This is a genomic window from Allobranchiibius sp. GilTou38 (genome assembly GCF_017565325.1).
GTDB classification, from domain to species: Bacteria; Actinomycetota; Actinomycetes; order Actinomycetales; family Dermatophilaceae; genus Allobranchiibius; species Allobranchiibius huperziae.
In genome coordinates, this window is sequence record NZ_JAGEKN010000017.1 from 65,730 (window position 1) to 79,588 (window position 13,859).

The 13,859-nt window shown below is 71.3% G+C and carries 11 protein-coding genes; 8 read left to right on the plus strand and 3 right to left on the minus strand.

Annotated features, from left to right (window positions below; genetic code table 11):
- The first annotated feature begins 92 nt into the window (after positions 1-92).
- Positions 93-1,817, plus strand: coding sequence for a GMC family oxidoreductase (locus JOB34_RS16850; RefSeq protein WP_208053789.1), 1,725 nt, complete (start codon positions 93-95; stop codon positions 1,815-1,817).
- A 12-nt stretch (positions 1,818-1,829) separates the two neighbouring features.
- Here JOB34_RS16850 and JOB34_RS16855 read toward each other — a convergent pair whose 3' ends face one another.
- Entirely contained in the window at positions 1,830-3,596 is a 1,767-nt protein-coding gene (locus JOB34_RS16855) for an ABC transporter ATP-binding protein (RefSeq protein ID WP_208053790.1), read from the minus strand.
- Positions 3,577-5,310 (minus strand): ABC transporter ATP-binding protein, encoded by a 1,734-nt coding sequence (locus JOB34_RS16860; RefSeq protein ID WP_208053791.1) that lies wholly within the window; start codon positions 5,308-5,310, stop codon positions 3,577-3,579. Before JOB34_RS16860 ends, JOB34_RS16855 begins: the two co-directional genes overlap by 20 nt.
- Positions 5,311-5,412: 102 nt before the next feature.
- Between JOB34_RS16860 and JOB34_RS16865 the strand changes: the two genes are divergently transcribed.
- From JOB34_RS16865 to JOB34_RS16895, 7 genes are all read left to right on the plus strand, one after another.
- Positions 5,413-6,243, plus strand: coding sequence for an SURF1 family protein (locus tag JOB34_RS16865; RefSeq protein WP_208053792.1), 831 nt, complete (start codon positions 5,413-5,415; stop codon positions 6,241-6,243).
- Positions 6,240-6,626 carry a DUF3817 domain-containing protein gene (locus JOB34_RS16870; RefSeq protein ID WP_343048408.1) on the plus strand — a complete coding sequence of 129 codons (387 nt, stop codon included), beginning with the start codon at positions 6,240-6,242 and terminating at the stop codon, positions 6,624-6,626. The genes JOB34_RS16865 and JOB34_RS16870 overlap by 4 nt, the downstream gene beginning before the upstream one ends.
- Before the next feature lie 43 nt (positions 6,627-6,669).
- Positions 6,670-8,247 (plus strand): glutamine-hydrolyzing GMP synthase, encoded by a 1,578-nt coding sequence (gene guaA / locus JOB34_RS16875; protein ID WP_208053793.1) that lies wholly within the window; start codon positions 6,670-6,672, stop codon positions 8,245-8,247.
- 75 nt (positions 8,248-8,322) lie between these two features.
- Positions 8,323-9,114, plus strand: a complete 792-nt coding sequence (locus JOB34_RS16880; protein ID WP_208053794.1) for an SDR family NAD(P)-dependent oxidoreductase — start codon at positions 8,323-8,325, stop codon at positions 9,112-9,114.
- On the plus strand, positions 9,111-10,025 hold the full coding sequence (locus tag JOB34_RS16885) for a DMT family transporter (protein ID WP_208053795.1): 915 nt from the start codon (positions 9,111-9,113) through the stop codon (positions 10,023-10,025). Before JOB34_RS16880 ends, JOB34_RS16885 begins: the two co-directional genes overlap by 4 nt.
- Position 10,026: 1 nt before the next feature.
- Entirely contained in the window at positions 10,027-10,701 is a 675-nt protein-coding gene (locus JOB34_RS16890) for a hypothetical protein (protein ID WP_208053796.1), read from the plus strand.
- A gap of 44 nt (positions 10,702-10,745) precedes the next feature.
- Entirely contained in the window at positions 10,746-12,758 is a 2,013-nt protein-coding gene (locus tag JOB34_RS16895; RefSeq protein ID WP_208053797.1) for a phosphatase PAP2 family protein, read from the plus strand.
- Here the strand turns inward: JOB34_RS16895 and JOB34_RS16900 are convergent.
- Positions 12,690-13,850, minus strand: a complete 1,161-nt coding sequence (locus tag JOB34_RS16900; protein WP_208053798.1) for a helix-turn-helix domain-containing protein — start codon at positions 13,848-13,850, stop codon at positions 12,690-12,692. The two genes, JOB34_RS16895 and JOB34_RS16900, sit on opposite strands and share 69 nt — an antisense overlap.
- Positions 13,851-13,859: the final 9 nt, after the last annotated feature.

Sequence of the window (13,859 nt, forward strand, 5' to 3'; positions counted from 1 at the left end):
CGCCGATCGGCTTCCCTCCGTGACCGCGGTCACCTACTGTGCAGTAACTACTGCTGAGTAGCCGGCCGCGACGAGGGAAGCGATGGATGGCGATGACGACGCACGACCATGACGTGGTGGTGATCGGCTCCGGGTTCGGTGGCTCCGTGGCGGCGCTGCGGGCGGCGGAGAAGGGCTACGACGTCCTGGTCTACGAAGCCGGTCGCCGTTTCGAGGACTCCGACTTCGCGAAGACCTCCTGGGACGTGCGCAAGTACCTGTGGGCGCCGGCGTTCAAGTGCTTCGGCGTGCAGCGCTACCACCGGCTTCCCGACGTGATGGTCCTGGCCGGCGCCGGTGTGGGCGGGGGATCGCTCAACTACGCGAACACGCTGTACAAGCCGCCGACCCCGTTCTTCCAGGACCCGCAGTGGGCGGGCATCACCGATTGGGAGGACGAGCTCACCCCGCACTACGACGTGGCGCGCAGGATGCTCGGCGTGGTCGAGGACAACCCGTGCTGGGGCGCCGCCGAGGAGATCATGCAGAGCGCGGCCGCACAGCTCGGCGCGTCCGACACCTTCCGCAAGACGCCCGTCGGGGTGTTCTTCGGTGCGGCCGGCAAGACCGTGCCGGACCCGTATTTCGGCGGCGAGGGCCCGGAGCGCACAAGTTGCACCGAGTGCGGCAACTGCATGGTCGGCTGCCGGGTCGGGGCGAAGAACACGCTGATGAAGAACTACCTGGCGCTCGCCGAGCGCAAGGGCGTGCGGATCGAGCCGATGCGCACGGTGGTGCGCCTGGAGTCGCTGGGCGGCGACGAGGGGTTCCGCGTCACCACCCGGTCCACGGGAGCGTGGGTGCGCGCCGATCGGCGTACCGTCATCGCCCGGCGTGTGGTGCTCGCGGCAGGTACCTGGGGCACCCAGCAGTTGCTGCACCGGATGAAGGCCGACGGGTCGCTGCCGCGGCTGTCCGACCGGCTCGGTGTGCTCACCCGCACCAACTCCGAGGAGCTGGGCGGGGCCGCCGCCGTACGAGTCCCCGCCGACCCCGCTGTCGACCTCACCAAAGGCGTTGCGATCACCACCTCGTTCCACCTCGACGGCGACACTCACGTGGAGAACTGCCGCTACGCCAAGGGCTCGAACCTGATGGGGCTGCTGTCGACCCTGCTGATCAACGGCGACAAGTCCCTGCCCGGCAGGACCCGGGAGCTGCTCACCGCGTTCGCGAAACAGCCGATCCGGCTCAGCCGTGCCCTCGGCCCGAAATGGAGCGAGCGCACCATCATCGCGCTGGTCATGCAGTCGCTGGACAACTCGATCACGGTCGGCGCGAAGCGACGGCTGGGCCGGGTCCGCCTGACCAGCACGCAGGGTCACGGTGAACCCAACCCGAGCTGGATCCCGACCGGGCACAAGGCGATCCGCGCGATCAGCGATCAGCTGAGCAAGCTGGGAGACGTCGACGTGGTGCCCGGCGCGTGCTGGCCGGAGTTCCTGGGGATGCCGATGACCGCACACTTCCTCGGCGGCGTCACCATCTCCGACTCGCCGCGGACCGGCGTCATCGACCCGTATCAGCGGGTCTGGGGCTACCCGGCGCTGTCGGTGGTCGACGGGGCGGCGGTCTCGGCCAACCTGGGCGTCAACCCCTCGCTCACCATCACCGCTCAGGCTGAGCGTGCCCTCGCGATGTGGCCCGCCAAGGGCGCGGACGACGTACGACCCACTCAGGGTGCGGCGTACGAACGAGTGCCCGCTCCGGCGGCGCGGGTGCCGGGCACGCCGCTCGGCATCCCGCAGGTGCCGGCGAAGGTGCCGACCGCGGTCTGACAGCGTCCGGGGTCACTCGTCGCGCCAGGAGTGCCACAGCGCGGCGTACGCGCCGTCGGCGGCGACCAGCTCGGCGTGCGGGCCGATCTCGGTGATCCGGCCGTCCTCGACCACGGCCACCCGGTCGGCGTCGTGCGCGGTGTGCAGGCGGTGGGCGATCGCGACCACGGTGCGGCCCTCGACGACGGCGTTGAGGGAGCGCTCCAGGTGGCGCGCGGCGCGCGGGTCCAGCAGCGACGTCGCCTCGTCCAGCACCAGGGTGTGCGGATCGGTGAGCACCAGCCGCGCCAGCGAGAGCTGCTGCGCGGCAGCATCGGTCAGCGTCCGGCCGCCCTGCCCGATGCGGGTGTCGAGGCCGTCCGGCAACGCGGCCGCCCACGGCAGGGCGTCCACCGAGCGAAGCGCCGCCCAGAGCGTCTCGTCGTCGGACGCGGGCCGGGCGAGGAGCAGGTTGTCGCGCAGCGTCCCGACGAAGACGTGGTGCTCCTGGGTGACCAGGGCGACCTCGCCGCGCAGGTCGTCCAGCGGGAGTTCGACCAACGGCACTCCGCCGACGGCGACCGAGCCGCTGCCGGGGCCGTCGATGCCGGCCAGCAGCCGGCCGAGGGTGGACTTGCCCGCGCCGGAGGGCCCGACGATCGCCAGCCGTTCGCCGGGTGCCAGATCGAGGTCGATGCCGTGCAGCACCTCGCGTCCGGCGCGGTAGGAGTAGCGCACGTCGCGTGCGGCCAGCCGGGAGTCGCTCGGGCGCGCGTCACCCGCCTGGCGGTCGGGCGGCAGGTCCTCGATGCCGATGATCCGGGCAAGGGCGCTGGCACCGACCTGGATCTCGTCGAGCCAGGACAGCAGCTCGTCGATCGGGTCGCCGATGGCCAACGCGTAGAGCACGATCGTCACGACCTGACCGAGGTTCGCGTGGCCGTGCGCAACCAGGAAACCGCCCCACAGCAGCGCCACGCCGACGGGCAGCATGGCGCCGAGGTCCACGGTCGGGAACCACCACATCCGCAGTCGCAACGTGTAGAGCTCGGCGTCCCACATCCCGCGGATCGCGCTGTGCAGCCGGAAGCGCCGCACATCCTGCAACGACAGTGCGTCGATCGTGCGGGCGCCCTCGATGCTCTCGCTCACCACGCCGTTCGTGACGGCGTACGACGCCCGCTCCCGTGCGTAGCCGGGCCCGGCGAAGCGCAGGTAGCGCTTGGTCGACAGGGACAGCAGCGGCAGGGTGATGAGCAGCGACAGGGCGACCAGCGGGTTGACCAGGAAGGCGGCCCCCAGGGTCAGCAGCGAGGTGACTGCCGCGACCAGGGTGGCCGGCACCCCGAACCGCACCGCGTAGGACAGCGCATCGACGTCGTTGGTGGTCCTCGAGACCAGCTCGCCGGTGCCCGCGCGCTCGACGGTCGGGAGCGGCAGCTCCAGCACCCGGTCGATGAATCGCTCGCGCAGTCCGGCGAAGACGGTCTCGCCCAGCACGTACGCCGAGCGGCGGGCCGTCCAGGTCAGGGCGGTCTGCGCGAGCACCACCACGAGCAGCGCGACGCCGAACCGGTCGATGGTCGCGTTGTCGATGCCGTGCGAGAGCCGCTCGATGAGCTCACCGAACAGCCGCGGTGCGCACAGGGCGGCGACGGCCGCGAGCGCGTGCAACCCCACCGTCACGATCAGCGCGCGGCGATGTCGACGCATCAGCATCCGGGCGTGCCGGCGCACGGCAGCACCGTCGGCGACCGGCAGGACGGTGGGCTTCGCGACCTCAGGCGTGAGCGGGCTCATCGATGTCCTCCTCTCCGCGCAGGACGACGCGTCGGTAGGCCGGCGAGGTCCTCGACAGGTCCGCGTGGGTGCCCTCGGCGACGATGCCGCCGTCCTGCAGCAGCAGCACCCGGTCGGCCTGGTCGAGCAGCAGGGGGCTGGCGGCCATCACGACGGTCGCGCGACCGCGGCGCGCGGCGGCCAGCCGGGCCGCGATCCGCGCCTCGGTGTGCGCGTCGACGGCGCTCGTCGGCTCCACGAGCACCAGGGTCTCGGCGCGGGTGAGCAGGGCGCGTACGAGGGCGAGCCGCTGACGCTGCCCGCCCGAGAAGGACCTGCCGCGCTCCTCGACCTGCGACTGCAGCCCGTCCTCCAGGGCCAGCAGCACGTCGTGCGCGTCGGCGGCGTCCAAGGCGGCGGCGATCTGATCGGAGGTGCTCCGGCCCGCGGGGTCGAGCTGATCGAGCAGCGTCCCGGCGAAGAGCCGCGGGTCGACCTCGGACACGACGACTCGCGAACGGGCCTCTCGCACAGCGACATCCGCAAGACGTACGCCGCCGAACGTCACGTCGGTGCCCCCCTGCCCGAACCGGCCCAGCCGGTCCGCCAACGCGGACGCCTGCGCGGGTACGTCGCAGACCACGGCCGTCAGCAGGCCGGGCGCGAAGACCGCGCCGGTGGAGGGGTCGACCAGTTCCTGCGGACCGTCGGGCAGGTGCGCGGTCGGGACCTCACCGGTGTGGTCGCCGGGGATCTGCAGGACCTTGATGATGCGGCCTGCCGCGACGCGGGTCGCGAGGAACTTGCCGGTCATCTCCGTCGCGGTCGACAGCGGCATCACCAGGAAGGTGGAGTACCCGTAGAACGCCACCAGCTCGCCGGGCGTGATCGCGCCGGAGTGCACCGACCGGGCGCCGAGCCAGGTGACCACCAGCATGAAGATGCCGGGCAGCAGCACCTGCGCGGAGTCCAGCGTGGACTGCGGGATCGCGACCCGCACCCCTTCGAGGCGTACGCGTTCGGACTGCTCGGCATAGCGGCGCCGGAAGGTGTGCTCGCCGCCGATGCCGCGCAGCACGCGCAGTCCGGTGACGGTGTCGGCGCCCAGCTCCGACAGCCGGCCGGACTGTTCTCGCTGCGCCTGCTGGCGTCGTTGCAGGGGCTTGATCACCGCGGCCAGGGCGGTCAGCAGGACCGGCACCCCCAGCAGCACCACCAGACCGAGCGGGAGTGAGCTGCGCAGCAGGATGATCGCGACCACCAGGTAGGCGACGATCGCTCCGACGAACCGGGCGAACGCGTCGTAGGACTCCGCGAAGCGGGTGGCGTCGGTGGCCGCGCTGGCCACGACCTGGCCGGTCGGCATCGCCCGGGGAAGCGCCTCACCGGAGTCGGTGGCGTGCTCGCCGACCAGTTGCATGCAGCGGAACGCCGCCTGCAGCCAGTTGAGCACCGCGAAGCGGTGCCGCAGCACCCCGGCGCCGGCGGCTATCGCGGCAAGCACGATCAGCGTGATCGACCACAGCACCAGCGCGCCCATGTCGTGCCCGCGGATGCCGTCGTCGGTGCCCCGGCTGATCGCGGCAGGCATCATCGCGAGACACAGCATCCAGACGATCGCGCAGCAGACCCCGCCCAGCACCGTGCGCCACTGCAGGCGTGCGGTCCATGCCATGAACCGCACCGGCGACCGCAGATCGGGTGTCCCGGGGTCGTCGTACGGCAGGGGTCTCATGGCGTGCTTCAGCCTAGGTCGGGCGGGGACGCGGACGCGATCGGTTTTCCGCGGGGGAGGGCTGGGCGTCGGCGCACAGCCGCCGGACGCACAATGGAGACCATGCTCCGGGCCGCTCTCACACCGCGCCTCATGGGCCTGTTCGTGCTCATGGTCGTGCTGGTCGTGGCGTTCGTACTGCTCGGCATCTGGCAGCTGGACGTGGCCCGCAGTGCCGGGCACGCCACCGCGAACCACCAGATGCAGGACCGGCCGGTCACCGCGATCACCTCCGTGATGCAGCCCGCCGAGAGCTTCCCCTCCAACGGGTCGCTGCGGCCGGTGCGCGCGACCGGGCACTACGACGGCGCCCTGCAGGAGCTGGTCGCCGGGCGGACACTGGACGGGCACAACGGTTTCTGGGTGCTGACCCCGCTGGTGGTGGACGGCAACGGGGCACGACTGCCGGTCGTCCGCGGCTTCGTCGCCGATCCGACGCACGTGCCGGCGCCCCTGACCGGAAGCCGCCAGGTCACCGTGACCGGTGCGCTCGCCCCGGGGGAGTCGCCCGCGACCGGCAGCTACCCGAGCGGCCAGATCGGCGCGATCAACCTGGCGGTGCTCGCGAACACCTGGGGTGGCACGGTCTACAACGCGTTCGTCTTCGCCACGGACGAGTCACCCAGCGCGACCGCCGCACCCGTGGCGACGTTCCCGCCGCCGCAGCCGGGAGGCGGCGGCTTCCACCTGCTCAACGCCGGATACGCCGTGCAGTGGTGGGCATTCTCGTGTTTCGCGGTCTACGTGTGGGTGCGGATGGTGCGTGACGAGTACGCCGCGGAGGAGGCCGGGCGGGCCGCCGAGCTCCCGTCCGGGCCGGTCGCGGACAATGGCGAAGGCACGGACGGCGAGCAGACCGCCGCGGCATCAGTCGAGACGAAGGACCGGCAGTGAGCGAGCAGACCCAGAAGGCGGCGCGACCCTCCGGGCGCACCCTGATCGACCCGGCCAAGGCGCGCAAGGGGCTGACCTTCTTCAAGGTGATGGCGGTCATCGTCGGGATCGGCCTGCTGCTGCTGACCGCCCAGGTGATCCTCAAGTACGCCTTCGACAACGGTGCGCTCGACTGGTGGCCGCAGCCGCACGGCCTGGTCTACATCGTCTACATCGCCGCCACCGTCAACCTCGCGTTCAGGATGCGCTGGGGGCTGCTCAAGATGGTGGGCGTCATCCTCGCCGGCTGCGTGCCCTTCCTGTCGTTCTACATCGAGCGCAAGGTGAGCGCCAACGTCGAGGGCGACCTCGCGGCGCTGCAGGCGGACACCCCACGCGGCTGAGCGGCGTCCTCGGGGCCCGCCGCTGCTGGATAGAATCCAGCAGGTGACCGCCCCCCTGCAGGAGCACCCCGTCCTCGTCGTCGACTTCGGCGCGCAGTACGCCCAACTCATCGCCCGCCGCGTGCGCGAGGCCTCGCTCTACAGCGAGGTGGTTCCGCACACCACCCCGGTGCAGGAGATCCTCGACCGCGAGCCCGCCGCCATCGTGCTCTCCGGCGGCCCGTCCTCGGTCTACGCCGACGACGCCCCCGGCCTGGACCCGGCCCTGCTCGAGGCGGGCGTGCCGGTCTTCGGCATCTGCTACGGCTTCCAGGCGATGGTCAAGAGCCTCGGTGGCAACGTCGAGCACACCGGCCTGCGCGAGTACGGCGCCACGATGGCGCAGATCGTGGACACCGACTCCACCCTCTTCAACGGTCAGCCCGACGAGCAGTCCGTCTGGATGAGCCACGGCGACGCGGCCTCCGAGGCGCCCCCCGGTCTGCGGGTCACCGCCACGACGCCGGGTGCGTCGGTCGCGGCGATCGAGGACGACGAGCGTCAGTTGTACGGCGTGCAGTGGCACCCCGAGGTCATGCACTCCACCTTCGGCCAGCGGGTGCTGGAGAACTTCCTGGTCCGCGGCGCGAAGCTGTCGCCGGACTGGACGCCCGAGGCGATGGCCGACCAGCTGGTCGAGCAGGTGCGCGAGCAGGTCGGCTCCGCACGGGCCATCTGCGGGCTGTCCGGCGGCGTCGACTCCTCGGTGGCGGCAGCACTCGTCCAGCGAGCCATCGGCGATCAGCTCACCTGTGTCTTCGTCGACCACGGGCTGTTGCGCGAGGGCGAGGCCGAGCAGGTCGAGAAGGACTTCGTCGACGCGACCGGCGTCGACCTGGTCGTCGTCGACGCGACCGACCAGTTCCTGAACGCCCTTGCGGGAGTGACCGACCCGGAGGAGAAGCGCAAGATCATCGGCCGGGAGTTCATCCGCTCGTTCGAGAAGGCCGCCCGCGACATCGTCGGCTCCCAGCAGGACGACGAGCACCCGGTGAAGTTCCTGGTGCAGGGCACGCTCTACCCGGACGTGGTGGAGTCCGGCGGCGGCACCGGAGCGGCCAACATCAAGTCCCACCACAACGTCGGCGGTCTGCCCGACGACCTGCAGTTCTCCCTCATCGAGCCGCTGCGCACCCTGTTCAAGGACGAGGTGCGCCAGGTCGGGCTGGAGCTCGGGGTGCCCGAGGGCATCGTGTGGCGCCAGCCGTTCCCCGGCCCCGGCCTCGGCATCCGGATCATCGGCGAGGTGACCCGCGACAACCTGGCGATCCTGCGCCGCGCCGACGCCATCGTCCGTGAGGAACTCACCGCTGCGGGCCTGGACCGGGACATCTGGCAGTGCCCGGTGGTGCTGCTCGCGAATGTCCGCTCGGTCGGCGTCCAGGGTGACGGCCGCACGTACGGTCACCCGATCGTGCTGCGTCCGGTGTCCTCGGAGGACGCCATGACCGCGGACTGGACCCGCCTGCCGTACGACGTGCTGGCCAGGATCTCCGGCCGCATCACCAATGAGGTGAGCGAGGTCAACCGGGTCACCCTCGACGTGACCAGCAAGCCGCCGGGCACCATCGAGTGGGAGTGATCCGCCCGGTCCGACCTGCGGTGACCGGCCGCTAGAGTCGGTCGGTCGCATAGATCGTCTATCGAGGAGACGGTGGTGGACCTGCACGATCGCGTCGCCCTGGTGACCGGCAGTTCGTCGGGCCTCGGCACCGCGCTCGCGCACCGTCTCGCCGCACGGGGCGCCGTCCCGATCGTCCACGGACGCGACGGCGGGCGGACCGCGGCCGTCGCAGGCGATCTCGGTGCGGTATCCGTCGTGGGCGACCTCGCGGAGCGCGCCCCCCGCGAACGGGTCGTCGCCGAGGCGCTCGCCGCGCACGGCCGGATCGACCTGCTCGTGGCGAACGCGGGCATCGGGTGGGCCGGGGCCCTGGCCGCGATGCCGGAAGAGACGGTCGATGCCCTCGTCGCCACCAATCTGACCGGCACAATGCAGCTGGCCCGGTCGGTGCTGCCGGGCATGCTCGAGCGCGGCACGGGCGGCTTGTGCTTCGTCACCAGCATCGCCGGTCGGGTCGGCGTGGCCGGTGAGTCCGTCTACGCCGCGACGAAATCCGGCGTGGACGCGTTCGCCGAATCCCTGCGTCTGGAGATACGCGGCACCGGGATCGGCGTCACCGTGGCGGTGCCGGGCGTCGTCGAGACGCCCTTCTTCGAGCGTCGCGGCGCCGCGTACGACCGCAGCAGCCCGCGTCCGCTGCCGGCCGACGTCGTCGCGGCCCGCATCGTGCGCGCCATCGAACGCGACGCCGGTGAGGTCTGGACGCCCCGCTGGCTGCGGTCCGCCGCGGTCGTACGCGCGGTGGCGCCCTCGGCGTACGGCGGCCTGGCCGCGCGATTCGGTCGCCCGGTCCGACCCGGGCGGGCGACGGAGCGCACGCCATGATGCTGCTGGTGATCGCGCTCGCCCTCGCGGCCGCGTTCACGTTCGCCCTGTCGGCCATGATCGAGCAGCAGGAGGCCCACGCCCAGCGGGCCACCGGGCAGCACGAGATCGCGACGGTCCGGGGTTTCGCCGGGTTCATCCGTCATCTGCTCACCCGTCGGCGCTGGCTCTTCGGGTGGCTCATCAACATGTCCGGTTTCGGGATCCAGGCGGCCGCCCTGCAGCTGGGCACCGTCGCCATCGTGCAGCCCATCATGACGATGCAGATCTTCTTCGCGCTGCTCCTGTCCACCGGGGGCTCGCGCGACCAGCCGAGGCGGCGCGATTTCGCGTTCGGGCTCTCGATCTGCGCCGGTCTGGTCGTGCTGCTCACCGTCGGGCGCGCCGCGCCGCTGCGCGGATCGCCCGACCGCGACCGTGTCGCGCTGATCCTGGTCCTCATCGCGGCCACGGTCGTCCTCCTGGTGGTGGTGGCCCGTCGCACCGGCGGGATGCTCGCGAGCTTCCTGCTCGCGACCGGCGCGGGGATGTGTTTCGCGGCATCGGCCGTGCTGATGAAGCTCACCAGCGCGTCCCTGTTCGGTCCCGGGGTCCTCGCGACGGCGAAGGACTGGCCGGGCTACACCCTCGCGCTGTCGACGCTCGGCGGCCTGCTGCTGGAGCAGGCGGCGTTCTCGCAGGGTTCGCTGCCCTGGCCGTTTGCGGCGATGAGCATCACCAACCCCATCGTCAGTTATTGCGCCGGAATCTTCGGATTCCACGTCGAAGTGCCGCATTCACCCCCGGATCTTCTCGCGGTGGCGCTCACCGGTGCGCTTCTCATCATCGGCATCACCGGGCTGTCGCACTCTCCGCTGGTACGACACGCCGACTCCTCAGCCCATCCCAAGGAATCGATGTCACCATCATGAGATGACGGATGCGCCGAGCGCGATTCCAGCCGCCCCCGAGAGCGGCCGCCTGGTGATCGACCGAGCACTCGTGTGCTCGTCGGTACGCCGCGGCGCTCGTCTCATCACCGAGACCGTCCTGGTCCCGTCACTGCTGCTCTACGTCAGCATCTTCACGATCGGCCAGGTGGGAGGCCTGATCGCCGTCCTCGTGTGGTGCGCGCTCACCCTCGCCATCCGGTGGCGCCAGGGGCACCACGTCCCGCGCACCCTGCTGCTCGCCGTCGCGATGCTGGTGGGCCGCACGAGCATCGCGCTCGCCCTGTCCAGCGTCTACGTCTTCCTGTTGCAGCCGATCGCCGGATCGGCCCTGATGGCGACGATCTTCCTGGTCAGCGCCGCCGTCGGCCGACCGATCACCCTGCACCTCGCGCGCGATTTCATCACCCTGCCTCAGTTCTTCCTCGACGACCGCCGGGCCCGCCGGATGTTCACCCAGGTCTGCGTCATCTGGGGCGTCTCGCGCCTGATCGACGTCGCGATGAGCGTCGGCGCGCTGCACCTCGGCATGAGCACCGGCGTGCTCTCGCGCGGCCTGCTCAGCACCTCGCTGACCGTGCTGTCGGTCGTGATCTGCACCGCCTGGGGCTGGAGCCGGATCGCCCGGATGCCGAATTTCAGCATCGCCACCGCCTGAGCGATCCGGGTGGCCGGCACACGGCGATGTGCTAGGACGAATCCGTGAGCGTCCGCACCACGTCCCACTCGCCGAGACCGCCCGCCTGGCGTGAACTGGTCATCGGTCTGGCCCTTTTCGCCGTCTACCTGGGCGTCGATCATCTCGGTGGCGCCGGCCGTCGCGCAGCGGCGGAGCGTCACGCGCGTGGCCTGATCGACCTCGAGCGGTGGCTGCACCTGGACGTCGAGCGGAGCTGGAACGCCTGGCTCGCCTCGCGGCACACGTTGATGGTCGCGGCGAACTACGAGTACGCGACGACCTACATCCTGAGCGCCGCCCTGTTGCTGCTGCTGACCTACTGTCGGATGCCCGGCGTCTACCGCATGGCACGCGACTCCTTCGTCGTACTCAACCTGCTCGCCTTCACCTGCTTCGCCCTCCTTCCGGTCATGCCGCCGCGTCTCCTGTCGGGCACCGGGTACGTCGACACCGTCACGACCGGGTCGACGATCGGCTCCTGGGGGTCGCCCCTGGTCGCCGACGCCAACCAGCTGGCCGCCGTGCCGTCACTGCACATCGCGTGGGCCCTGTGGGTGAGCGTCATGCTCGCCCGGATCTCCCAACGGCGCTGGCTGCAGGCGTTGAGCGCCGTGCACGTGGCGCTCACCTTCGTCGTGGTGGTGGCGACGGCCAACCACTTCGTCCTCGATGCCGTCCCCGCGGCGATCTTCGTGCTGGCGTCGGTCTTCGTCGTCGAGCGCTGGCAGACCCGCTCCGAGCGTGGCCTGCTCGCGACCTCGGACGAGTTCTTCCTGGACGTCGAGCACGACGGGAATGCCCAGAACGTCGGCGGCTACGTGCTGCTCGGCGGTCCCGGCGCGACACCCCCGACCGTGGAGCAGGTTCGTGAGCTCATCCGCTCCGAGCTGGGTTCGTTCCCGCGCTTCACCTCCCGGCTCGCACCAGGTCGCGGGGCGGCCCGCTGGGAGCCGGCCGGCGAGCCGGACTGGTCCAGCCACGTGACCGGACAGTCACTGCCCCCGGGCACCGGGCTCGACGGGATGGATCAGGTGGTGGCACGGTTCTGCGCGCAGGAGCTGCCACGTGACCGGCCGCTCTGGCGGGCGGTGCTCGTCGACGGGCTGCCGGGGGAGCGGTCCGCCTTCGTGATCGTCATGCACCACTGCATGGCCGACGGCATCGGTGCGGTGGTGCAGTCGCTCGGCCTGCTGCGCCCGCGGTTCGAGCTGCCCATCCCCGCGGCGAACGCGCCGTCCGTGGCCCGCCGCGCCGTCGCCGTGGTCGTGGGTCTGGGACAGCTGGCCACCGACGGACAACCGTCCGCCCTGCTGCCGACCGGCTCGAGCCGCCGCAGCTACAGCTCGATGCAGCTGCCGCTGGAGCAGGTCCGCTCGATCGCCCGCGCCCACGACGCCCGGGTCACCGAGGTCCTGCTCGCCCTGGTCGGTGCGGCGACGGCCGCGGCGTACCCCGATCTGGCCCGGACCTGCGAGGGGCGGCTGCGGGTGTCGGTGCCGATGATGCTGCGGGCGCCGGGCAGCGGTGCCGACGGGAATGTCACGGCCGCCGTCATCGTGGACGTGCCGCTGCGGGATCAGCCCCTGGCCGATCAGTTGCGCACCCTGCGGACCTCGGCCGCCGCCCTGCGCTCGCCGGCCAGGGCTGTGGCGTCGCGGTGGGTGATGGCGACGGCCCTGCGCTGCGTGCCACGACCGGTGCGGCGCAGCTTCGCCCGGTCGGTCTACGGGCGGCGCTACTTCCACGCGATCGTCTCCAACATGCCGGGGCCGGACCGGGATTTCACGCTCAGGGGAGCGCCTGTGACACGGGTGATGCCACTGCTGCCGCCCGCACCGGGGGCACCCCTGGCGGTGGGTGCACTGAGCTGGGGCGGTCTGCTCGACGTCAGCATCGTGACCGACGCCGCGACGTTGGACGCCGTCCTCCTGCGCGAGGCGCTCGATGAGCGGTTCGCCGCTGCCGCCTCAGTCGGCGTCGAGGACGGGTTCGCCCCAGATGAGCGCCAGATAGAGCCGGGCCCGCTCGGCCGGTGAGTCCAGCGCGGGGCCGAACGCCTCGCGCAGCTGCTCGACGCGGTAGCGCACCGTCTGAGGGTGGATGTGCAGCTCCTCGGCGATCTCCACACGGGAGCCCATGTGCCGAAGCCACGAGGTGAGTGTCTCGATCAGCCTCTCGCGCGTCGCCTGCGGCAGGTCGTCCAGCGGTGCCAGCACCTGCGACCGGAGCGCTGCCACGCGCTGCGGCCGTTGGTGCACGATGAGGGTGTCGAGATGATCGCCGACGAATGCGACCGACTCGGTGATGAGCCCGGATCGCTGCAGCGACAACGCACTTCGTGCGAGGGTGAGGCTGGTGCGGGCCTGGTCCATCGGCATCGGCGGGCCGACCATCGCTCCCTCGGACGCCAGCGCGCGGATCAGGCGCTCGCGGGTGCCCCGTGCCCATGGCGCGATCAGGCCGACGACCCCGTCGACCCGGACGAAGAGCCACTCCGGGTCGGTCTGCACCGACTGCAGCGGCGTCTCGTCCTTGTCGAGGCGCAGGATGACGAAGACCACCTCGTCCGGCAGACGCCAGAGCGCCCGGTCCGCGGCACGCCGCAGCGCGATGAGGTCGGTGAAGGGCGACATGATCTGACCGGTCAGCTCGGCGCGCGCCCGCTGCGCCGCCATCCCCGAGTCGGACTGTTCGCTGACGAAGCCCTGCGACGTGCACGCCGACAGGTCGTGCACGATCGTGAAGAGTGTCTGAGCCAGGCGGGCGATGTCGGTCGGGCCGATGCCGGCCGCGATGGCCGCCTGCGAGATGAACTCCCAAGACACGCGGGCGCCGCTCTGGTAGGCCGTGAGCAGGCTGGTCAGGTCCTGCCCGTGCAGGTAGTGCACGCGGCCGATCTGCTCGAACACGTTCGCGATCGCCGGGTCGAGGGTGTCGCTATGACCGGGCCTCCCGGCCGGATCACTGACCGTGGCAAGCAGTTGCGGGATCACGACCTCGGACGCCAGCGCGAGCTGATCGCGATGCTCCTCCATGTACGCCGTGTAGGTAGGCCACATGGTGGCGAGCTCGTCACCGACCACGCGCAGCAGGTCGGGAAAGGTCTGCGTCAGTGACTCCCGCAGCACCTCGACGTG

What these genes read in the sequence shown, in the direction of transcription:
- JOB34_RS16850 (WP_208053789.1), top strand. Translation starts at nt 93, where the DNA reads ATGACGACGCACGACCATGACGTGGTGGTGATCGGCTCCGGGTTCGGT.
- JOB34_RS16855 (WP_208053790.1), bottom strand. Translation starts at nt 3,596, where the DNA reads ATGAGCCCGCTCACGCCTGAGGTCGCGAAGCCCACCGTCCTGCCGGTC.
- JOB34_RS16860 (WP_208053791.1), bottom strand. Translation starts at nt 5,310, where the DNA reads ATGAGACCCCTGCCGTACGACGACCCCGGGACACCCGATCTGCGGTCG.
- JOB34_RS16865 (WP_208053792.1), top strand. Translation starts at nt 5,413, where the DNA reads ATGCTCCGGGCCGCTCTCACACCGCGCCTCATGGGCCTGTTCGTGCTC.
- JOB34_RS16885 (WP_208053795.1), top strand. Translation starts at nt 9,111, where the DNA reads ATGATGCTGCTGGTGATCGCGCTCGCCCTCGCGGCCGCGTTCACGTTC.
- JOB34_RS16890 (WP_208053796.1), top strand. Translation starts at nt 10,027, where the DNA reads ATGACGGATGCGCCGAGCGCGATTCCAGCCGCCCCCGAGAGCGGCCGC.